At 51.2% G+C, this 21,098-nt stretch carries 17 protein-coding genes; 12 read left to right on the forward strand and 5 right to left on the reverse strand.

The annotated features are described in order from the left end of the window. The first annotated feature begins 136 nt into the window (after positions 1-136). The 8 genes from phnC to JCM12308_RS07805 all read left to right on the forward strand — a co-directional run bounded on the left by phnC (position 137) and on the right by JCM12308_RS07805 (position 11,779). Complete coding sequence (gene phnC, locus JCM12308_RS07765; RefSeq protein ID WP_054783457.1) at positions 137-982, forward strand: phosphonate ABC transporter ATP-binding protein; 846 nt, start codon at positions 137-139, stop codon at positions 980-982. 41 nt (positions 983-1,023) lie between these two features. Continuing rightward, complete coding sequence (gene phnD, locus JCM12308_RS07770; RefSeq protein ID WP_054783365.1) at positions 1,024-1,950, forward strand: phosphonate ABC transporter substrate-binding protein; 927 nt, start codon at positions 1,024-1,026, stop codon at positions 1,948-1,950. A 96-nt stretch (positions 1,951-2,046) separates the two neighbouring features. Beyond that, on the forward strand, positions 2,047-2,922 hold the full coding sequence (phnE, locus tag JCM12308_RS07775; protein WP_054783458.1) for a phosphonate ABC transporter, permease protein PhnE: 876 nt from the start codon (positions 2,047-2,049) through the stop codon (positions 2,920-2,922). 11 nt (positions 2,923-2,933) lie between these two features. Continuing rightward, positions 2,934-4,298 carry a phosphonate ABC transporter, permease protein PhnE gene (gene phnE / locus JCM12308_RS07780; protein WP_054783366.1) on the forward strand — a complete coding sequence of 455 codons (1,365 nt, stop codon included), beginning with the start codon at positions 2,934-2,936 and terminating at the stop codon, positions 4,296-4,298. Positions 4,299-5,062: 764 nt separating this feature from the next. Then, positions 5,063-6,235: a porin gene (locus tag JCM12308_RS07785; protein ID WP_054783367.1), complete on the forward strand. Its 1,173-nt coding sequence runs from the start codon at positions 5,063-5,065 to the stop codon at positions 6,233-6,235. 611 nt (positions 6,236-6,846) lie between these two features. Next, entirely contained in the window at positions 6,847-7,950 is a 1,104-nt protein-coding gene (locus JCM12308_RS07790) for a porin (RefSeq protein ID WP_054783368.1), read from the forward strand. A gap of 991 nt (positions 7,951-8,941) precedes the next feature. Further along, entirely contained in the window at positions 8,942-10,060 is a 1,119-nt protein-coding gene (locus tag JCM12308_RS07795) for a porin (RefSeq protein WP_054783369.1), read from the forward strand. A 486-nt stretch (positions 10,061-10,546) separates the two neighbouring features. Then, a complete protein-coding gene (locus tag JCM12308_RS07805) occupies positions 10,547-11,779 on the forward strand; it encodes a porin (RefSeq protein ID WP_054783371.1) in 1,233 nt (410 codons plus the stop codon). Positions 11,780-11,842: 63 nt separating this feature from the next. On the opposite strand, the gene JCM12308_RS29365 is transcribed toward JCM12308_RS07805, so the two are convergent. The 4 genes from JCM12308_RS29365 to JCM12308_RS07815 form a co-directional block, all read right to left on the reverse strand. Then, entirely contained in the window at positions 11,843-12,337 is a 495-nt protein-coding gene (locus JCM12308_RS29365; RefSeq protein ID WP_208978370.1) for an alpha/beta fold hydrolase, read from the reverse strand. Then, positions 12,313-12,747 (reverse strand): alpha/beta hydrolase, encoded by a 435-nt coding sequence (locus tag JCM12308_RS29370; RefSeq protein ID WP_208978371.1) that lies wholly within the window; start codon positions 12,745-12,747, stop codon positions 12,313-12,315. Before JCM12308_RS29370 ends, JCM12308_RS29365 begins: the two co-directional genes overlap by 25 nt. Before the next feature lie 301 nt (positions 12,748-13,048). Then, positions 13,049-13,240, reverse strand: coding sequence for a lysozyme family protein (locus JCM12308_RS29375; protein ID WP_208978372.1), 192 nt, complete (start codon positions 13,238-13,240; stop codon positions 13,049-13,051). After that, the gene (locus JCM12308_RS07815; RefSeq protein ID WP_208978373.1) at positions 13,237-15,345 is read right to left on the reverse strand and encodes a transglycosylase SLT domain-containing protein; all 2,109 of its coding nucleotides are present in this window, start codon (positions 15,343-15,345) and stop codon (positions 13,237-13,239) included. The genes JCM12308_RS29375 and JCM12308_RS07815 overlap by 4 nt, the downstream gene beginning before the upstream one ends. A gap of 312 nt (positions 15,346-15,657) precedes the next feature. Between JCM12308_RS07815 and dapA the strand changes: the two genes are divergently transcribed. The 4 genes from dapA (at position 15,658) to yjjX (ending at position 18,421) form a co-directional block, all read left to right on the forward strand. Beyond that, a complete protein-coding gene (gene dapA, locus JCM12308_RS07820) occupies positions 15,658-16,536 on the forward strand; it encodes a 4-hydroxy-tetrahydrodipicolinate synthase (RefSeq protein WP_054783372.1) in 879 nt (292 codons plus the stop codon). 67 nt (positions 16,537-16,603) lie between these two features. After that, a complete protein-coding gene (smpB, locus tag JCM12308_RS07825) occupies positions 16,604-17,080 on the forward strand; it encodes an SsrA-binding protein SmpB (RefSeq protein WP_008547141.1) in 477 nt (158 codons plus the stop codon). A 130-nt stretch (positions 17,081-17,210) separates the two neighbouring features. Next, a complete protein-coding gene (pyrE, locus tag JCM12308_RS07830) occupies positions 17,211-17,783 on the forward strand; it encodes an orotate phosphoribosyltransferase (RefSeq protein WP_054783373.1) in 573 nt (190 codons plus the stop codon). 104 nt (positions 17,784-17,887) lie between these two features. Further along, on the forward strand, positions 17,888-18,421 hold the full coding sequence (gene yjjX / locus JCM12308_RS07835) for an inosine/xanthosine triphosphatase (RefSeq protein WP_054783374.1): 534 nt from the start codon (positions 17,888-17,890) through the stop codon (positions 18,419-18,421). Positions 18,422-18,529: 108 nt separating this feature from the next. On the opposite strand, the gene parC is transcribed toward yjjX, so the two are convergent. Then, positions 18,530-20,782 carry a DNA topoisomerase IV subunit A gene (parC, locus tag JCM12308_RS07840; protein WP_054783375.1) on the reverse strand — a complete coding sequence of 751 codons (2,253 nt, stop codon included), beginning with the start codon at positions 20,780-20,782 and terminating at the stop codon, positions 18,530-18,532. Between the last annotated feature and the right edge of the window lie 316 nt (positions 20,783-21,098).

The raw sequence follows: 21,098 nt of genomic DNA on the forward strand, positions 1-21,098 counted from the left end.
TTGTTTTGCCAGCTAGGTGGGGGAGGTGGGGTGTGACGGTTTTTTGACGGGGTGGGTTTGAGGAGAGGCGTCATTTGTCTGTAACAATCGCGTGTGCCTAGTACGTGAAATTTTAACAGGCACCGGGGTTGAACTCTTGATCCAGTTTGAAGGCGTTAGAAAAGAATTTGGGGCGCATGTTGCCGTAAAAGGCGCAAGCTTTATTGTCGAGAAGCCTCAGATGATCGGCATCATTGGTCGCTCTGGCGCGGGCAAGTCCACTTTGCTGCGGATGATCAACCGGTTGACGCCTGCCACAGATGGGCGGGTTCTTGTTGGTGGCGTTGACGTGCTGGCTCTGCAAGGCGCGCATAAGCGCAGATGGCAGCGTGACTGTGCCATGATCTTTCAGCAGTTCAACCTTGTGCCGAGGCTTGATGTTCTCACCAATGTGATGCTTGGCCGGCTCAATGCACATGGCACTGTTTCCAGCATGCTCAAGCTGTTCACTCGGGAAGAACGGGTGCAGGCTCTTTTGAAGCTTGAGCGTTTGGGTATTGCTGAAACGGCTTTGAAGCGGGCCGAAAATCTCTCTGGTGGTCAGCAGCAGCGTGTGGCGATTGCCCGGGCTTTGATGCAGGAGCCGAAGATGCTGCTGGCGGATGAGCCGATTGCGTCGCTTGACCCGATGAATGCGCAGGTGGTGATGGATGCGCTGAAGGCGATCAACACCGAAGATGGCCTGACAGTTATTTGTAATCTCCATACTCTTGATACAGCTCGCAACTACTGCGACCGCGTAATTGGCATGCGTGACGGTGAGATTGTGTTTGATGGGAAGCCGGATGAGCTTTCCACCAGCGTTGCCCGTGAGATTTACGGTGCAGATGAGAGTTTTGAGGAGGGGATGACCTCTACGTCTCTTGGCAGCGAAGGTGCAAAGATCGCTGCCCTGGAACTGGCGACACGTGAGGTTTCACCTGTCGTCTCTGCTGCTGAGTAGCAGCGGGTTTTAGATTTTTATTCTGATATTGGAGTGCTCTGATGAAAGTCGTCGCTAAAGTTGCTGCAGCTCTTGCTGTCAGCACAACCCTTCTTGCTGCGCCTGTGGCTCTGGCTGAAGAGAAAATCACCGAGTTCCGCATTGGTATTCTTGGTGGTGAAAACGAAGCGGATCGTCTTCGTTCTAACCAGTGTCTGGTTGATCGTTTTGAAAAGCTGCTTGGTGTTCCGGTTAAGCTTTTCCCGGCAGCTGACTATGCTGGCACCATTGAAGGCCTGAAGGGTGGAAATCTGGATTATGCTGAGCTTGGCGCTTCCGGCTATTCCGCAGTTTATCTTTCTGCCCCAGATGCGGTTGAGCCTGTGCTGACCACTAAGCAGACTGATGGTGCGACTGGCTATTATTCTGTGATGGTTGCGCGTGCAGATTCCGGCATTGAAACTCTGGAAGACATGAAGGGTAAGCGCATGGGCTTTGCTGACCCAAACTCGACCTCAGGCTATCTAGTGCCTTCCGTTGCTTTTGATGAAATGGGCCTGAAGCTGGATGAGTACTTCGCGTCTACTCAGTTCTCTGGTGGCCATGAACAAAACGTTCTGGCTGTTTTGAATGGCGATGTTGATGGCGGTGTGACCTGGGCATCCGGCGTTGGTGAATGGGAAGAGGGCTACACCTCCGGTAACCTGCGCAAGATGGTTGATAAGGGCATGGTTGATATGTCCGATCTGGTTCAGGTGTGGAAGTCACCTTTGATCCCGAATGGCCCGCTTGTTGTACGCAAATCTCTGCCAGCTGATGTGAAACAGAAGGTTGTTGCCTCGTTGAAGTCCATGGTGACCGACAACACCGAGTGTTTTTACTCCGCACAGGGCGGTGAGTATGCTGACTTCGTGGACGTGAACCACGACTTCTACAAGACTATTGTTGAAGCGCGTCGCCGCAAAATTGAAGCGAAAAAAGCTAACTAACTCTCATTGATTGTTGAAGGGCGCGGATCTCACCGCGCCCTTTCTTTATGAGGGTCGCGAGGGCTCTCAGTTTTTTCCTGTTTGGAGGATGTTGAAGTGGCCGCTCATCTGGCGCTTGCCGAAGCTTCCCGTCTGGCCGAGATCTCTCAGGCCTATGAGCGAGTTGCCCGGCGCCGTACTCTTTATACAATAACACTGCTCGGGCTTTGTGCTTTGAGCATTTTCGGCGGCTTATATATTGCCGACGAGGCGAACTCCGGTGGCTTTTGGGCCGGGTTGGATAAATTCTTTGATTATCCGGTAGAGCTTTTCGTCGGGGCCTATGAAAAGGGATTGGTTGGTCTCTTCGGGCTTGTGCTTCAATACCTCCCTTATCTTCTGGAGACGGTGAACATTGCGCTGGTCTCTACGCTTCTGGCTTTCTTTCTTGGTGGTGCGCTGAGTTTTGTGGCCAGCCGCAATCTGGTGAGCAACCGGTATATTGTTGGTGTTATGCGCCGTGTGATGGATATCTTCCGTGCGTTTCCTGAAATCGTGATTGCGCTTTTGCTGGTGCTGATTTTCGGTCCGAGCCCAGTCGCTGCTGTGATTGCAGTGACCACGCACACGATTGGAGCCTTGGCCAAGCAGTTTTCTGAGGTGAATGAGAACTGTGACCTGAAGGCTGTTGAGGGGATCCGCAGTGTAGGGGGCAACTGGCTGGAGCAAATCCGCTTTGGCATTCTGCCTCAGGTGCTGCCGAACTTTCTTTCTTACGGGCTGCTTCGTCTGGAAGTGAATGTGCGTGCCTCGGCCATCCTCGGCTTTGTAGGGGCCGGTGGCCTTGGGGCCGAGCTGAAGATGGTGGTGGATTGGAACTACGGTGCCGACATTCTCGTCATTATCTTCATGCTGGTCATTTCTATTACATCCATTGACTACCTGAGCGGATGGATGCGGCAGAAGCTGATTGGCCAGACAGGTCAGGTTTGAGGGAACGCGCTATGACAGATGTTCGTTTATCAGGCGCCGCGCTTTCCGATGATGCGCAGCGGTTGGGTACTCTCTATCCCGGTATCATTGAGCAGGGTTGGAAAAAGCGGCTGTTAGGGCCCGGGCTTTCTCTGCTCGTTGTTGTCTATCTCGTGATTTGCTTTTTTGCTTTCGGCGTTTCGGGCGTGATTGAAAAAGCTCGCGGGGACATGGCGCAGTTGTTTGCGCTGGATGCTTATGCTCACAAAGTGCACGCGAAGTATCAGTTCAAGAAAGCGGATCAGGGCTTTGTTGTGAGCCTGGAAGGCAATCGGCGCTCTATATATAAAGAGCAGCCAAACTGGATTGCGCAGTCTGGCGGTCAAACCACCATTGATCTTGGCGGAGATGGAGTGCTGCGGTTTGGGGATGGGGTGGTGACCTATGCCCATCCTTCTTATGAGCAGGACTTTATATTCAAGGTTGGAGATGGCGCGCCGCAGTTTGTGTCTGGTGCGGCGGCTGACTGGCTTAAGGTTTCCAAGACGCAGGTGAATGCGCGCCCCTCTTTATATACCCGTATCTGGCTGACGAAGAGCAAGGTTGAAGTGCATCGCTACTTTGTGGGTTGGGAAAACTTCTGGTTCGACTTTGACAGTAAGCTGAATAGGCTGAGCTCGGGGGAGCTGCTTTCGCTGGCATTCTCTTCTGACAGGATTGATCCGGATGTTTCCAACCTGCGCTTTATGTTCAATGAGTTTTGGACAAACAGTGAGTGGCAGCATGGTGAAGTCTATTTTGCTTTGCTGCAGACTTTGATCATGGCTGTGGTTGGGACACTGATTGCCGGCATTCTGGCTTTGCCTCTGGCCTTTGCTGCTGCGGCGAATGTGAATCCGGTTAAGTTAGCTCGGACAGGTGTCCGGCGGTTCTTCGATTTCCTGCGCGGGGTCGACATGCTGATCTGGTCACTGATCTTTATCCGAGCGTTTGGGTTGGGGCCTCTTTCCGGTATCTTTGCGATCTTCTTCACCGATACGGGGACATTCGGTAAGCTGTTCTCTGAGGCGATTGAGAATGCGGACAAGAAGCAGGCTGAAGGAGTTCAGGCAACAGGGGCTTCTCCGGTTCAGAAATATCGGTTCGGTCTGTTTCCGCAAATTCTGCCGCTCTTCATTTCTCAGATGCTTTACTATCTGGAGAGTAATACCCGCAGCGCGACTGTGATTGGGGCTCTGGGAGCAGGGGGCATCGGCCTCAAGCTGATTGAGACAATGCGCACGCGCCAGGATTGGGAGAATACGCTCTACCTTATCTTCCTCATTATTATTGTCGTGATGCTGATGGATCAGCTCTCGGGATGGTTGCGCAGGAAGCTGATTGAGGGACAAGCCTAAGTCTCAAACACGGTTTTGATTGAAGAGGGCAGTCACATAAGTGGCTGCCCTTTTGTTTTGAGTGCTGTTTTGTGGTGCGTTTTATCGGGAAAAACGGATTGCTGGTAGGCTTGTCCACATCGCGCACGGCATTGTCAAAAAATGCATTTAGGCTTTGGATATTTGGATCTGAAGTGAATTTATGACTTAAGTGTTTGATATTGTTGAATTTTATCGTATTGATGTATTTGGTGTAATGTTATTCATCAATAATGTTTATGTAATTGATTTGTGGTGTGGTCGTGATGTGTTCGATCTCAGATTTCGTGTTTAGGTATGTATTTCTAAGTTTGGCTCACTGAATATTGCCGCAGAAAACATAGAGTTGTAGGGTGGATGTACTCGGGTTGTAGCCAGTATGACTTGGGTTGATAAGTGAATTCTTAATATCACAAAATATGATGTATATTTACGCGCAAGTTGCTTCAGTTTCTCTTTGAGAACGCTCTGAGGTGAAGCTGGAACGCAATATATTCCTTCATTTCTGGTGTGTTAATTGTGTCACATCGGTATTTCGCGAAATTCAAACTCCATTTGAATGATTGATTAAAATCGAAATATCACAAATATTGATGTTGTGAACAGCGCGGGGCACACATGACGGTGCCCGCTGAGAAAATCATTGTTTCAAACATTGATTTGACCGGCAAGCGCAAGTGGGGAGCCAGAGTGGTCAGGGATCGACATAGGGTCGAGCTGCTCTGGTTTTAAAGAAAGTTAGAATTATGAACTTTAAGGCTATCGCAATCGCAGCCGCTGCTGCAGCTGCTGCAACTTCCGCTCAGGCTGCTGATCTTCCAGCTGACATCGCGCCAGTAGACTACGTACGCATCAACGACGCATACGGCGCAGGCTTCTTCGTTCTGCCTGGCACTGAGACTGCAATCAAAATCGGCGGTCGTATCCGTGTTGAAGCAAAAATCAACAACCTGACCGAAGACGAAGATTTCGGTAATGACAAGAACAACCACAACTTCCGCTCCCGTGCTAACCTGCGCGTTGACACCCGTACTCAGTCCGAGCTGGGCCTGATCCGTACATACATGGATTTCCAGTACACTTCTGACTCTGACAAGCGCGGCAATGAAGGCGTTAAGCTGGACAAAGGTTACGTTCAGATCGGTGGCTTCACCTTCGGTCGTGCAACTTCCGCATTCGATCTGTGGACCGGTGACCTGTCCTCTAACGTCTTTGATCGTCACATGGCTGATGACACCGTTTGGCAGGCATCCTACACCCACGCACTTGCAAACGGCCTGACACTTGCCGCTTCTATTGAAGACAATGCTGACCGTGAGCACGGTGCGGACACCGGTACTGTAGACTCCGAAGGTGATCGTGTAATCAGCAAAGCTGGCAACACCATTCCAACATTCGTTGCTAAAGCACTTCTTACCCAAGGTTGGGGCTGGGCAGGCGTTTCTGGTGCTGTAACAAAGCTTGACGCAGAAGCTGCAGATTCATCTGAAGTTGGTTATGGCGTAGCTGGTGGCTTTGGCTTCAATCTTGATATGATTGCTCCAGGTGACACCATTAACTTCCAGGCTGCTTACGCAAAAGGCGCTATGGCTTACGTTGGTGCTGACGACACTGTTGATGCAGTTCTCGATGGCGACAACCTTGAAGCTAACAAGGCATGGTCTGTTGTTGCTGGTTATAAGCACCACTGGACTTCCGAGCTGTCTTCCGGTCTTGAAGGCTCATACCTCGATGTAGAATCTGGCGATGAAGCAATCCTCGCAGACTTTAACGAAGTTGTTGTAGCTGGCACTCTTGAATACCGCCCAGTTTCCGGTCTTCTGTTCTCTGCTGGTGCTGGTTGGAAACAGGAAGATGTTGACGGTGCTGACAAAACAGATGCTGCAACTTTGAACTTCCGCGTAGAGCGTTCTTTCTAAGGTTGAGTTAAGCTTTAGACCTCCATTGGACCTTCAATAATCCTGATTTTCCAATGACTCTCATTCCCGGTGGTGTCCAAAACCACCGGGTTCCTCCGTTTGTTAAGGCCGGCCAATGAATGAGCTTGCCTATTTCTCCTTCAGATTTGCTTGTTAAATTTTAGTCAGCATTTTAATCCCCAGTGCGCGATTTTTTGCAGCAACTCTTTGGGATTGTATAACTTTAATAGTTTGTACTCATAAACCTCCTCGCTTTCGAGGGGGAATATCCATATAAATTCAAATGGTTGGCTAATATTAGAATAGCTATGAGTTGGCCCGCTTTATTTGTACGGACTGCGTCTTTCCAAAAGCCGTTGTGTCAAAAAAAACACACTACTTTCGCGTGGTGATGTTTCTCCCCTTTCAAACTACTAGGTTGATATTGCGATCTTCCATCTCGTCGGGCATCAATATGTCCATCGACGCGGTCGAGCCGATTGATTGCTTTGCCAAATTTTGGGCGAGCCTCTCAGGTTCTCGTGTCGCTGGGAAAAGAGGAAATGTGAGCTGCTCCAAACAGGTCACGCCAATTTCCTCTTTCTATTGAGAGACATTGGAAGGTCAGGATTATGAACGTTAAGACTCTTGCACTCGCTGCAGCAGCTGCTGCAGCTGCAACTTCTGCACAGGCTGCAGATCTGCCACTCGCTGCTGAGCCAGTAAACTACGTAAAAGCATGTGACGCATTCGGCGCTGGTTACTTCCAGCTGCCAGGCAAAGACACCTGCATCAAACTCGGCGGCCGTATCCGCGCTCAGTACGTTTCCCACAACCTGCAGGACGGTCTGGAAGACGTAACTGGTAAAGACAAAGACGGTAAAGATATAACTAACGACTGGTCTGCATATACCCGTGGTTACCTGTACTTCACATCTATGACTGCTACCGATATCGGTACAATCAAGACATTTACCGAGTTGACTGCAACTTGGGATCAGAATGGCTCTGGTGAGAATGGTATTGGCGACGCTTGGGTTCAGATTGGTGCTGACTACGGTACTTTCCTGTTCGGTCGTGAATCTTCCGTGTTTGATGGCTTCACCGGCTACACTTGGATCGTTCCAGGCGGTATCTCCCTGTCAGACGTTTCCACACTGCAGGCATCCTTCACAGCTGACCTTGGCAACGGCTTCACTGCGGCTGCTTCTGTAGAAGATTCTTCTTACCGTGGTGGTGATGAGAATGCTGTTGACTTCATTGGTGCTCTGAAAGTTTCTCAGGGTTGGGGTTCTTTCCAGCTTTCTGGTGCAGCGCACAACAAAGCTGACGGCGACGGTTATGGTTACGCAGCTGGTGCAACTGCAACCTTCAACCTCGACATGGTTCGTGAAGGTACAGAAATCACTTTCCAGGCTCAGTATGCTGACGAAGCTGGTGCTTACATCACTTCCAGCAAAGACGACGCAGCGAAGAGCGGTTACTCCCTGTCTGGTGGTCTCGAAACAGCTCTGTCTGACAAAGTATCCGCTCAGCTCGACGTTTCCCACGTTGCGTTTGACGATGACAGTGCAGACTACACCAAGACTTCTGTGAACGGTTCTATCGTTTACTCTCCAGTTGCAGGTCTTGGCCTGGCTCTGGCTGCTGGTTGGAACACTCAGGATGACGACGACGCAGCTACAAAATTCGAAGACGAAACCAAAATTGGTGCTCGTGTTCAGTACACCTTCTAATCTGGTGTAAAAATTTTATAGCTTAATCGCTATTTGGTTTTTGAGAGCCTCGGTAGTACAAACTACCGGGGTTTTTTCGTGCTTCAAGTAGGGCTTTCCCAATAAGAGTAAATTCTATTTGATGAGCGGTGAGGGTTATGTTGTCGAGGCAGCTTTTACCGTCAACATCACGGTTGCTTGCAGCGTCATGCGCGTCTGTTTTGAAAAGGCGCTCTGTTTACGCTCATTAGATTATTTGTTAGCTAGTTTCTGATCCGATGAGCGGCAACGGAGTTTATAGCTTGCGTATTGCTGTAACTGATAGTCGTGCGGATATGCGCCTATTAATAGATATATAAGTGTTCGCTCAGTATCTCCGTAGGCACTCTTTACATTCGTCTGTTTGTCAGATCCTTGTCTAAATCTATGAGATAGGCAGGGTCTTCAACTTAATCTTGATAATAAAGTTTGAAGGGCAATCTAGATCGAACTCGGACTTGATTGCCTATTTCTCTAGTTATTTTATTCACACTGCGCTGTGCGAGGGGTACTGATGTGCCTATGAACGTTTACGTCGTATGCAGGACGTTGCTGTTATTTTGTCATGCTCTCTGCTCTTGGTATTAAAGCATTGAATTTAATAGATAATATTTACTGAAATATTTCTCCTAGGTCGTGTCTCCATATTGTCATGGAGGCAAAGTGATAACTTTTGCTTTTCATAAACTGATTTGATTTGCCTATTTGTCGTGTTGTAAAAAAAACACATGTAAAATTTGACAAATAGAAATAGGCAATATGACGACCAGAATAGGCTTGCCTAATAATCTCAACATTGTAATTTCTCCCCACGAACCTTCAGGGGGCTTTCTCTTCAAGTAGGCGCTTGAATTGAGGCGGAAGGTTCACGGGGACAGTTCAGATACGTTTGATGACGGTGCTCGCACCTGAATTGCGGTTTGATGATCTGTTTTAAATAAAGTTTAAAATCCTAATTTATGGGAAGCTTGTGATGAACTTCAAGAAAATCGCTATCGCAGCAGCTGCTGCTGCAGCAGCAACTCCAGCAATGGCTGCTGACCTTCCAGTAGTTGCTGAGCCAGTAAACTACGTACAGGCATGTGACGCATTCGGCGCTGGCTATTTCCAGCTGCCAGGCCAGGACACCTGCATCCGCGTACATGGTCGCATCCGCACCAACTACACTTCTCATGACCTGACCAAATCTTATGACGAAGTTCTGGAAGCTGCAGTACCTGCTAACCCGGCAACAGTAACTCCTGCAAAAGCTGAAGTTAGAAATACTTATTCTGCATACGCTCGTGGTTACATCTACCTCGAGTCTATGACTGACACTGAGTTCGCTTCCATCAAGACCTACACTGAACTGACAGGTACTTGGAACGACGATAACACCAGCTCTGTTGGCACAGGTAGCGCATACGTACAGCTTGGCTTCGATAATGTTTCTGTTCTGATCGGTCGCACTGGTGGCGTATTTGATCCATTTGGTGGTTACTCCGAAATCGGTACTGTTGGTCCAGTTGCTGGTGGTGAAGATGCGCTTCAGATCTCCGCAACAGCAGACCTCGGTAACGGTCTGACCGCTTCCTTCGGTATCCTGGACTCCAACGCATATGGCGGCGCATCCAAAGATGCTAACTTTGAAGCTGGCCTGTCTTATACTCAGGGTATGGTTTCCGCGTCCGTATTTGCTGCAGCACATGCTTACAACAACGATGACTACGGCTTCGCAGTTGCTGGTCAGGTTGAAGCAGACGTAACAGACAGCGTAAAAGTTGGCTTCGGTGCTGCTTACGCTGACTCTGCTCTGTCTTACATCGGCGGAAACCGTGACTTTGCTCAGTTCACAGACGCTCTGGGTGCAACTGGCTACAACCTCGTAGCTGGCGCAGAATTCGGTCTGTCTGACACTGTAACTGCAGCTCTCGATGCATCTTACACTTCAATCGATGTATCTGGCTTTGACGCTAGCGTAACTACTGTAAACGCTTCTGTTGTTTACGCTCCAGTTGCTGGCCTGAAGTTCGTTGTTGACGGTGGTCTTGCACGTGACTCTGAAGACGGTGAGCTGGCAAAAATCTCCACTCGCGTTCAGTACTCCTTCTAAGATCTCTTAGATTTAGGGTCTCGGCGGCGGTGTCGCCGGGACCGTTTTTATAAAGCCTTGATGTGATACCTGCCACAGACTTGCATGTGCAGGGTGTATAGGAAGGTACTACTTCAAGATTTTATGAGTTTTGGTTTTGGTCAAAACCTTCTAATCTATATCTGGTTGAAGTTCATATATCCTGATCTTTCAATCAGTCTCTCAGGCCCGGCGGTTCCAACCCGTCGGGCTTTCCCAATTGTGCGTAGTACTTAAGTTCTCAATGAGTATTCCGATTGGGTGATCTCTTAATCCGCACTATTTTGCTCAGTTAAATCCTTTGCTCGTTTCGATTGGGTGAGAAAATCCTGCCCAATCCATAGTAATTGCGAAAATTGAACCTTGGCGTAATTGTCTAGTTGCACAGGGGTAGTCATTGCAGCTGATTTAAAGCGGCGCATTTGTGGGTGTTCGACTACTCCGAGTGACGGATGGAGGTTCGATACCATGACGAAGAAGCTAATATTCCTGCCGGTCTTGCTGTCATTCGGAGTAGCAGCACAGGCGACTGACTTGCCTAAACCTGTTTTTGAAGCTGAGCCTGAGCCGCTCAATCTGGTAGAGCCGCTGGACTACGTTCAGGTCTGTGATGCTTACGGAGAGGGCTTTTTCTTTATTCCAGGAACACAGACATGCCTGCGTTTGAGTGGGCGGGTGCGGACGGATGCGCAGTATCGTCGGTTCCCCAAAAAGCCCAATAACTGGGGTGGGGTGGTTGATGATGGTCCTAAGGGACGTGATCTGAACTCTATGCGCTTCCGGGCGCGATCCTATATCCGTATGGATGCGCGATCCGAGACCGAGTTTGGCTTTGTTCGTACGTTTTCCGAGCTTCGTGCAACTGTGGACTCCGATACAGAACGGTATGGAGAGTCTCCGGAAATGGATTTGAACAAGGCGTACATTCAGTTTGGTGGTTTCACGATCGGCCGGACAGGCTCTCTGTTTGACTTCTTCACTGGAGCAACGTTTGGGGCGGTGCATCGGGACTGGTCTGATACCAACTCATGGGCTGCGGCTTATACCGAAGTATTTGATGGTGGTGTGTCTGTGACCGTTTCCATCGAAGACCCGGTTTATCGGGCACACGGCGTGTTTACGGGTGTCGCCAGCGAGAATGGTAAGGCTGGTAACAAAGCGCCGGATGCGATTGCTGCGTTTCGGATGGATGGGGATTGGGGCAGTGCCAAGCTTACAGCTGCTGTAACGAATATACGTCCAGAAGCTGCATATGTTCCTGGTGATATCGGTTGGGCCATGGGGGCAGGGGCTATTATTAACCTGCCGCAACTGGGTGGTCAGGATGCTATGGCCTTGCAGTTCCAGTATGCAAATGGTGCTGTTTCTTACGTAGGCATTGATGATGATGAGGTTTTTGACGCCTATTACATCAATGGAGATACGCGGAAGACTGAGGCTTTGTCCTTCTCTGGTGGGTTTACACACTATGTGACGCCGGAAGTGAGAACTGACTTTGATGCCAGTTATGCGGTGGTTGATACGCCGACGGGTGCGGCGCTTCCAGACTTTGATCGGTTTGCGTTGGATTGGGATCTGGTCTGGTCTCCGGTTGCCGGCATGGAGATGGGGGTAGACCTAGGGTACTCCAGAACGTCTCCTGATGATGAGAAGGATTTTGACGAGGCGAGTGCACTCTTCAGGGTTCAGACGACTTTCTAAAATATAGAGTTTCTTGAAGAACTTGGGAGTTGGATTGCATGATCCAACTCCTCTTTTTTGTGTTTATGCGTGCTGGAGAATGAAGCTCAGGATGCGATCCTGACTGAGATTGTCCCACAGCAGTGGGGCGTGACCTTGATTGGGCACTGTCAATAGCTCCATGTTTTCATGGCGTTGTTGCATCATCTCTACGGTGTTTGTTGAAAGAAGACGCGAGTTTTCGCCGTGGAGCAGGAGGTGTGGGATGGGCTTCATGGCGCTGAAAGATGGCCAGAGGTCTTCTTCCGGAGCGGCCTTGTGTTCTCCGCGGATGGTGTCGCCCAAGCGTTTGTCGTAGCGAAGTGTTACGCCCTCTGAAAATGGGGTATATAATTGATTGGCGAAGGTTATCCAGTCTGCTTCGGACATGGCGGTGAAGGTTGTGCCGTGTATGGAGGCCAGACGTTCTGCTGCGATTTTCATGCTTGGTTGTGACATGACTGTGCCAACCGCGGTGACAATATCATCGAGTGCTGGAGGTTCGATGATAGGGCCTATGTCGTTGATAATGACCGACAAAAGGCGTTCAGGGTGGCGCTGTGCCATAGAGAAGGAATGAAGCCACCGCGGGAGGTGCCGACCAGGGCAAGCTTGGTGAGGCCGAGTGCTTCAATGCCGCGGTCGAGGTCGTCCGCTTCCTGTTCAAGGCTGTAGCTCTCGTAGTCTTCAGAGTGGTCTGAATGGCCGCGGCCGCGGTAATCCATGGCGATAACGCGCAGGCCGTTTTCTTTCAAAAAGTTTGCTAAGTGGAAGAAATCTCTGGTATTTCTTGTGAGGCCCGGCAGGCAGAGGACGGTTGGCTCGCGGGGATTGTCTGGCTCCCAGATGTTTGCGGAGAGCGTGAGGCCGTCGCTGGCTTTCCAGGTGAAGCGGGTTGTGCCTGTCAGGTTTTGAAGATCAACATCAATGTAATCAGAGGCTTGAAGCATAAAATCCTCCCGAAATGCTTCTGCGTTTCCAGCGAAAGCAGAGCGGTCCGGTTTGTTCCCCGGCTTCTGACTGTTGCTCAAAAGTGTTGTTCAGGCGCTTGTCGTGACTACGCTTTGTAACAGGTGCCTGATGACTCGCTGGGTGGTTATCCTCACCATAGGGCAGGTTTGTTCACCTGTCTTGTCAAAGTTGAGGGGGAGATGGGCATTCGCTTGGTAAAGGTTGATGTTCGGTTTCAGATGCAAAGAAGCCCGACATGATTGCCGGGCTTCTTTGAAAAATTAATGCTTAAGAAAGCGATCAGTACCCGCGTGTAAGATCCTGCGTGATGGTCAGGGGCTTGTTTTCAAGCTTGTAGCGATAGACCTGCAGGTTTTCTGTAATACGCTGAACATAATTTCGTGTTTCGCCATAAGGGATTGATTCAACCCAATCAATTGGATCAACCTTTGGATCGCGAGGATCGCCGAAGCGTTCAATCCACTCCTTCACCTTGTTTTTGCCAGCGTTGTAGCTGCAAAGGTGAGGATGTAGGAGCCGCCAAATTCTTCTACCAGTTCACCCAGGAATGCAGCGCCGAGTGTGGCGTTGTAGGCTGGGTCAGAGGTCAGGCGAGACTTCTTGTAGGAGACGCCGAGATTGCGTGCGGTGTCGCGTGCTGTCCCCGGCATGAGCTGAAGTAATCCCAATGCACCTGCACTGCTGCGCGCTTTTGGGTTAAATGAGCTCTCTTGTCGAGCGATCGCGTAAACGACTGGTTTTTCTACACCTTTTGTGATGCGCGTTTTGCGCGGAATTGCGTTGGTTGGGTAAGCCAGTGGTGCAGCTTCCACGCGTTCAGCCTGCGCCAGACGACCAACCATGGTGGCCCACTGATAGACGCCCCGGGACTCTGCAAGCTCTGTAAGGAGCCGGATTTGTCCGTTGGTCGGAAGTGTGCGCGCCAAGTGTGTATAAAACAACAGTGTATCATTGTGCAGTCCGGCTTCGTCCAGTCGTTTGATCGCCTGAATGAGCTCGTTGCTGTTGAAAGCGCTCTGATCTGCTGAGGTCACTTCCGGCAGGGATGCCAGCGGCATTTGGTTGATGCCGAGCTTGGCGAGGGCGAGCTGTCCGTAATAAGAAGTCTGGAACGCTCCGGCCTGCTGGTAGTAGGAGATAGCGCCTTCTGTATCCTTCAGTGCTTCGCGGGTACGGCCCAGCCAGTAATAGGCACGGGAAAGGGTCTGGGAGGTTTTGCCCAGTTTCGCGATGCGTTTGAAGTGAGGCTCTGCAAGGCGTGGATCTCCGACATAGCGCAGTGCGAACCAGCCGGCGTGGAACTCGGCCTCAACAATCATGCCAGGAGATTCTGCGGCGTGATTGGCGGCGATGTTATAGGCGCGGCGTGGCTGTCCTGCTTCGATCATCTCGCGGGAAATGTCGCGGCGTTGTTTCCACCAGCTGTCGCCCTTCAGCAGCACCTTTGGGTCGGTTGGCGCTGCTTCCATCAACTTGGCGGCGGTGTTGTAGTCACCCTGCAAGCGGTAGTGCTGGATCAGCGCAAACTGATAGTTGCTGTCTGATTTCATAGAGCGCGGAACGCTCTTCAACTTGCTGAGTGCATTGCCGTTTTTGCGGATGCTGGCGATGCGTGCCTTTATATATGTCTGTTCATCGCGTGACAGTTCAGAAAGCAGGCGTTCAGCGCCTTTTGCTCTGTCGCGATACAGGAGCATTTCTGCTCTTAGACGGTGATCTTTCTGACGAAGCAGGCTACCAAATGCCTTGCGGATGGCAGCTTCGTCATTCGTTTCAAAGGCTGTGGTTTGCCAAAGCGGGCGAATGAGCTTGGCAGCTTCATTGCGGTTACCTTTGGCCAGATGTGCTTTTGCCAGCGCCAGTTTACCGTCATTGGTTTCGGGCACAGTTGAGCCGAAAGCCGCGATGATCTGATCCGGTGTCAGAGTGGATGCGGCGAGGGCGGCTTCACCACGTGCGCGCACGACTTTGGCTGTTGGCCAGTGCGGGGCATCTGCTGCGAACTGGGCGATGTGAGTGACGGGGGTTTGCGGGCCACCGCGTAGCATGATGAACCAATCTGCCAGACGGCGGTCAAGATTGTTCGGCAATGCATTGCGGGCGCGCAGTGCTTCATTCAGACGTCCGGCTTTGACGTGCTGGAGCACTGTTTTGAGTGGTTCAACGGACCCTGTTGCTTGAGCTGTGCTCAATCCCTGTGGATAAGAACTTGTCAGCGCGGCGGTTGCTTCCAGTGCATTTTGCGGGCTGGAAGGGCGGCCTGAAACTTGTGCCGGGCCATTGGCAGCAGGTGCTGCCGGGGCATAACTGGACAGTTGAGTGTTGTTCGTTCCGCCTGCATAGCCCTTGCCGATCACGGGTGGCTTGGAGCGCGGTGTGGCGGCACGTGATCCGCTTTGCACGGCAGCATTCTGCGTGCTAAGGGCGGCGGTGCGCATAACCTTTGCAGGGTTCGGAGCTGGAATTACGCTGTGATTCAAAGAGGATACAGCAGAAAATGCCGATGCGGAAAATGTCGTGGCAATGGCAATCGCACTAACACGTGTCGATACTAAAAGAAACTCACGGATACGCATACTACTCGTCGGCCCGTCTCACCTGAGTGCTGTTAATCCGGCAAAAACGCACCGGACGGTTTAATTCCCAAAAAGTCCCTCATTCTGCTTGCCACAAACAGGGTAAATATCTGTTTAATGTTTTGCCGAAGGGCCCGTAATACTCACCTGTGAAACTGGCCTAAATATGAGCACAAAAAAATTCCCGAATCTTATAAGAGAAACTCTTGGTGATGTTGCCGAGATAGGCTAGATCACATTATTGTATGCCACCCCTTTGAGGGCACTGGCAAATTTTGCTCTGTATATATGTAATCCAACGAGGAACCTGAGATGTTTAAAGGATCAATTCCAGCACTTGTCACACCTTTCAAGGATGGCAAAGTGGATGAGAAGGCCTTCCGGGAATTCGTGGATTGGCAGATAAAACAGGGCACCCACGGGTTGGTGCCCGTGGGAACAACCGGTGAAAGCCCAACACTTTCTTTTGATGAGCACAAGCGTGTCATCCAGATGGCAGTTGAGGTTTCTGCAGGCCGCGTTCCTGTTATGGCAGGCGCTGGTTCCAACAACCCGGTTGAGGCAATTGAGTTTGCGCAGCACGCTCAGGAAGTGGGCGCGGATGCGATTTTGTCTGTTACGCCATACTACAACAAGCCAAATCAGGCTGGTTTGAAGGCGCATTTTAAGGCGATTGCTGCGTCTGTAGATCTGCCGATCTTCATTTACAACATTCCAGGTCGTTCCATCATTGATATGGAAAGCCAGACCATGGCTGAGTTGTTCCATGAAGTGGACAATATTGTTGGCGTGAAAGATGCGACAGCGAACCTTGCGCGCGCCTCCGAGCAGCGCCATCTGTGTGGCAAGGACTTCATCCAGCTTTCTGGTGAGGACATCACTGCGCTTGGCTTTAATGCACATGGCGGGACTGGCTGCATTTCCGTGACTGCGAACATTGCTCCTGCATTGTGCTCTCAGTTCCAGGAAGCTTGCCTGGCGGGTGACTACGCGACTGCGTTGTCCATTCAGGACCGTCTTGCGCCGCTGCATCAGGCTCTCTTCATTGAGCCGAACCCAGCTGGTCCAAAGTATGCTCTGTCTCTGCTTGGTAAAATGGAGAACGAGCTGCGCTTGCCACTGGTTCAGGTAACTGAAGAAACTCAGGATAGCATTCGCAAGGCTATGGTTCATGCAGGCCTGATCAACTAAGCTATTGCTCCGCGCACCTTATAGGAGTGTGCGCGGAGGCTTTTATTGAGTGAAATAAGGAAAAGAAATGGCTGCCAAAAAAGGTGGCGTTCCCGGGCGCAAGGTTGTTGCGGATAACCGGAAGGCCCGTTTTAACTACGAAATTGAAGATGTGTTTGAGGCTGGCATTGAGCTGAAGGGGACTGAAGTTAAGTCTCTTCGTCAAGGCAAAAGCAACATCGCCGAAAGCTATGCCGCTGAATATCAGGGTGAGATGATGGTCTACAACATCTACATCCCTGAATATACGCAGGGCAACCGGTTTAACCACGAGCCTCGCCGTCCACGTAAACTGTTGATGCATCGCCGGGAACTGAACAAGCTGTTTGCTGCTGTTCAGAAGGAAGGCAAGACCATCGTGCCGCTGAAGATCTACTTCAATGAAGATGGACGGGCGAAAATGGAAGTTGCGCTGGCTCGGGGTAAAAAAGCCCACGATAAACGCCAGACTGAAAAGACGCGGGACTGGAACCGCGAAAAGCAACGTCTGCTGAAAAACGGCTAGAGCATCTCAAGTTTTGCTGGTGATGCTCCAGCTCCTCTCCTTACACCTGCTCGATTAAGACTGCCGCGAAAACTTGCCGGAAAGTTGCATTCCTTTTAAGAAGGGGCAACTGAATTTGGAGGTGGAGCGGATGTCTAGTGAAACGAAGTTGTTGTTGCCCGATCTCGCGCGGCAAATTGCGGAAGTTGCAACGCTCGAAGGTGAGTTTGTACTTCGTTCCGGGCAGGTTTCTGATCGTTACTTCGATAAGTACAGCTTCGAAGGACTTCCCCACATATTACGACCACTCGCACAAGCCATGAGCGCGTTGCTTCCGGATGAGACGGAAATCATCGCTGGCCTTGAGCTTGGCGGTGTCCCGCTTGTTACTGCGCTGTCTCTGGAAACTGGTCTTCCTGCAGCGTTTGTTCGAAAAGAGCCTAAATCTTACGGTACATGCCGTGCGATCGAGGGTCAGGATCTGACTGGGCGAAAGGTTGTCTTTGTAGAAGATGTTATCTCTACCGGTGGGGCTGTTGCTGATGCATTGCAGTTAGCTAGGCAAGAAGGCGCAGATGTACGGGCCGTTATTTGTGCTATTTGGCGCGGTGAAGGGGCTCCGGCAATCCAAGCTGCGCCTGAGCTGCCCGTCTATCCTGTTTTCACGCGGAGTGATCTTGAAGCGCCGTTTGGTGATCAGGCAAGCGAAATGGAGCGTCAGTGAGATAGGTCAGGCGTGATTTTGCCTTTGCTTGTGCGTGTGTTGCGGTCTGTTTCTGATTGCCCAAAATGTAGGCCAGAGAACTCTGATTGTTCTGGAGTGTTTTAATGAAAGTTGTTGTTGCCTCTCAAAATCCGGTCAAGGTGAATGCGACGCTTGAGGCGTTCAGGGCTCAGTTCCCTGCAGATGAGATTGATCTGGTTTCGGCCAGTGTGCCATCTGGCGTTGCTGATCAGCCGATGAGTGATGAGGAGACGCGTCAGGGTGCTGTTCAGCGTGCGGAAAATGCGTTGGAAGCAGAAGCCGATGCGGACTTTGGTGTAGGGCTGGAAGGCGGCATTTGTGAGTTGCATGGCATTGCCTACACCTTTGCCTGGATGGTTGTGATCTCGCGTGAAGGGCAGGTCTCTGCAAGCCGTTCCATGCTGCTTCCGCTGCCAGACAAAGTGATGCAATTGGTGCGGTCTGGTATGGAACTGGGGCATGCGATTGATGAGATCTATGGGACTGATAATATCAAACAGAAAGCAGGAGCTGTTGGTCTTTTGACTGGCGGGCGTTTGACGCGCACCTCTACCTACGTGGATACGCTGTTTTGTGCGTTGCTGCCGTTCAGATCTCCTGCGTTTAGAGTCACTTAGCAGGCGTTGCTGAGACTATGATTCACCTGAAACGAAAAACAGAGCCATTTCGGCTCTGTTTTTGTAGGTGGTCGCAAAACTGCGAAGAGTTTGATTCCGAATTTTGCGTTAACCTGTTGAATTTCCATCGAATTTGTTGGTTCGTGGGAAGCCGTTTGGTGGCAGGCGCCCGGCTTGACCGCGGTCTCCGCGCCAGTCCTGCATTTCTTCCAGGGTGCGCTTGAAGATGCGACCGGAAGCATCTGTCCATGTCAGGCCTTCTTCGGAATCGAAGGTCTTGATATCGGAAATGCCACCGTCTCTGTAGCGCTGCAGACGCACACCGCGACCGCGCGTCATGACTGCGATCTGGGCAAGCGGAAAGGTGAGGAGTTTTCTGTTGTGGCCGATGACCGCGACATAGTCTCCAATAGCCGGTACGCATAGAACAGCTTTTGCAGGAGCTGTCACGTTGAGGACCTGCTTCCCTTTGCGGGTGTTGGCAATCACATCTTTTTCCTGAACGACAAAACCATAGGCTCCGTCGGTGGACATGAGGAGCTTGCGTTCTGGATCGTGTACGAAGGCGCTGACGATTTCCTGCGTCTCGTCCATGTCCAGCATCAGGCGGATCGGTTCACCATGGCCACGGCCGCCTGGCAGCTTGTCAGCACCAAGGGTGTAGAACTTGCCGCCGCTGGTGAAGATCAGGATCTTGCTGGTGGTTTCTGCATGGAAGGACAGGTGCAACTGGTCACCTTGCTTGAAGGCAAGGTTGGTCACATCCTGCACGTGACCCTTCAGCGTTCTGATCCAGCCTTTTTCGGAGATAACAACCGTGATTGGTTCTTTCTCGATCATGGCCTGATTGATCTCTTCCAGATCACGATCATCAGCTGTGCCGAAGTTTGTGCGGCGGGCGCCGATTTCGGTTTCAGGGCCGTAGGCCTTGCCGATCTCGCCGACCTGTTTGGAAACTCGGTTCCACTGCTTCTTGTCAGAGGCGAGGAGGGCTTCCAGACCAGCTTTCTCTTTGGAGAGCTTGTCGTGTTCTTTTTTGATCTCGAACTCTTCAAGCTTTCGCAAAGAGCGCAGGCGCATGTTCAGGATCGCTTCGGCCTGAACTTCTGTCAGGTCGAAGGCTTTGATCAGGGACGCCTTGGCATCGTCCTCTTCACGGATGATGCGGATCACTTCGTCGATGTTCAGGTAGGCAACCAGATAGCCTTCCAGAACCTCAAGACGGTGGTTGATCTGGTCCAGTCTGTGGTTGGAGCGGCGAACCAGAACCTCTTTCTGGTGCTCAAGCCACTCCTGCAGAACGTCCTTGAGGCTCATGACCTTTGGCACGACGCCTTTGGACAGGACGTTCATGTTCAGCGAGAACCGGTTTTCCAGGTCCGTCAGCTTGAACAGAGAAGCCATGAGCAGTTCAGGGTCAACGTTCTTGTTGCGTGGCACCAGAACCACGCGCACGTCTTCTGCAGATTCATCGCGGATGTCATCCAGCAGCGGCAGTTTGCGCGCCATGAGGAGTTCTGCGATTTTCTCGATCAGGCGGGACTTCTGAACGAGATAAGGAATTTCGGTGACAACAATGTTGTAGGTGCCGCGGGCGCCTTCTTCCTTGTGCCATTTGGCGCGGGTGCGGAAACTGCCGCGGCCAGTTTTGTAAGCCTCCAGAATGGAGCCTTGGTCGTTGACGATGGTACCGCCAGTTGGGAAGTCCGGGCCTTTGATGAACTCCAGCAGCTCTTCCACTTCAGCATCCGGCTTTGAAATCAGATGCTGACAGGCGTTGCACAGCTCGTGCACGTTGTGTGGAGGGATGGAGGTTGCCATACCCACCGCGATGCCTGTGGAGCCGTTGGCCAGCAGGTTCGGGAAGCTGCCCGGCAGAACAACCGGTTCAGAGTCCAGACCGTCATAGGTTTCGCGGAAGTCGACAGCGTTCTCGTTGAGGCCATCCAGAATGCGGGTGGCCACATCAGTCATGCGCGCTTCGGTGTAACGCATCGCAGCGGCGCTATCGCCGTCGATGTTGCCGAAGTTGCCCTGACCGTCCACCATCGGATAACGCACGGAAAAATCCTGCGCGAGGCGGACAAGAGCGTCGTAAATGGCGGCGTCACCGTGCGGGTGGTATTTACCCATGACGTCACCGACAACACGCGCACACTTCTTAAAGCCCTGATTAGGATCGAGCTTCAAAAGGCGCATGCCGTAGAGAATACGACGGTGCACTGGCTTCAGGCCATCGCGTACATCTGGCAGTGCGCGATGCATGATGGTTGTCAGAGCGTAGCTGAGGTAGCGCTCTTCCAGTGCATCTTTAAGATTGATTGTTTCCGGGCCATCCTGGCCAATCACTTCCTGTCCCATGACACTTGGTTATCGTTCTTGGCTTGTTCTGTCCATGCTAACGCACCGTTCTGCCTATGAAATCCTCAGAAAACAGCGCTTTTTCGAGGTTTAGTCCTGTGTAACGGGCATGTGTTTTGCGACTCAGTGTGATGAATACGTAGCCCTCCTTAATCAACCGCAAATAGCAGCGGTAACAACCTGTTTCGACCAATGCTCGAATTTGCAGCGTTGGTTTAAGTCAGCCTGATACTTGCTCGACTACCCTAAGCCTAGGAAATGGCAGGATATTGTTATTGGCAGGGAGATAAGGTGTTGAATTATAAGAAAACTCTTT

Source organism: Pseudovibrio denitrificans JCM 12308 (assembly GCF_001310815.1).
In the GTDB taxonomy this organism is placed as follows: Bacteria; Pseudomonadota; Alphaproteobacteria; order Rhizobiales; family Stappiaceae; genus Pseudovibrio; species Pseudovibrio denitrificans.

Bases quoted from the DNA above. Each gene is read 5' to 3' on its own strand.
- pyrE (WP_054783373.1), top strand. From the start codon at position 17,211: ATGTCTAGTGAAACGAAGTTGTTGTTGCCCGATCTCGCGCGGCAAATT.
- JCM12308_RS07815 (WP_208978373.1), bottom strand. From the start codon at position 15,345: ATGCGTATCCGTGAGTTTCTTTTAGTATCGACACGTGTTAGTGCGATT.
- parC (WP_054783375.1), bottom strand. From the start codon at position 20,782: ATGGGACAGGAAGTGATTGGCCAGGATGGCCCGGAAACAATCAATCTT.
- JCM12308_RS07795 (WP_054783369.1), top strand. From the start codon at position 8,942: ATGAACTTCAAGAAAATCGCTATCGCAGCAGCTGCTGCTGCAGCAGCA.
- phnE (WP_054783366.1), top strand. From the start codon at position 2,934: ATGACAGATGTTCGTTTATCAGGCGCCGCGCTTTCCGATGATGCGCAG.
- JCM12308_RS07785 (WP_054783367.1), top strand. From the start codon at position 5,063: ATGAACTTTAAGGCTATCGCAATCGCAGCCGCTGCTGCAGCTGCTGCA.
- smpB (WP_008547141.1), top strand. From the start codon at position 16,604: ATGGCTGCCAAAAAAGGTGGCGTTCCCGGGCGCAAGGTTGTTGCGGAT.
- dapA (WP_054783372.1), top strand. From the start codon at position 15,658: ATGTTTAAAGGATCAATTCCAGCACTTGTCACACCTTTCAAGGATGGC.
- JCM12308_RS29370 (WP_208978371.1), bottom strand. From the start codon at position 12,747: ATGCTTCAAGCCTCTGATTACATTGATGTTGATCTTCAAAACCTGACA.
- phnD (WP_054783365.1), top strand. From the start codon at position 1,024: ATGAAAGTCGTCGCTAAAGTTGCTGCAGCTCTTGCTGTCAGCACAACC.
- yjjX (WP_054783374.1), top strand. From the start codon at position 17,888: ATGAAAGTTGTTGTTGCCTCTCAAAATCCGGTCAAGGTGAATGCGACG.
- JCM12308_RS07790 (WP_054783368.1), top strand. From the start codon at position 6,847: ATGAACGTTAAGACTCTTGCACTCGCTGCAGCAGCTGCTGCAGCTGCA.
- JCM12308_RS07805 (WP_054783371.1), top strand. From the start codon at position 10,547: ATGACGAAGAAGCTAATATTCCTGCCGGTCTTGCTGTCATTCGGAGTA.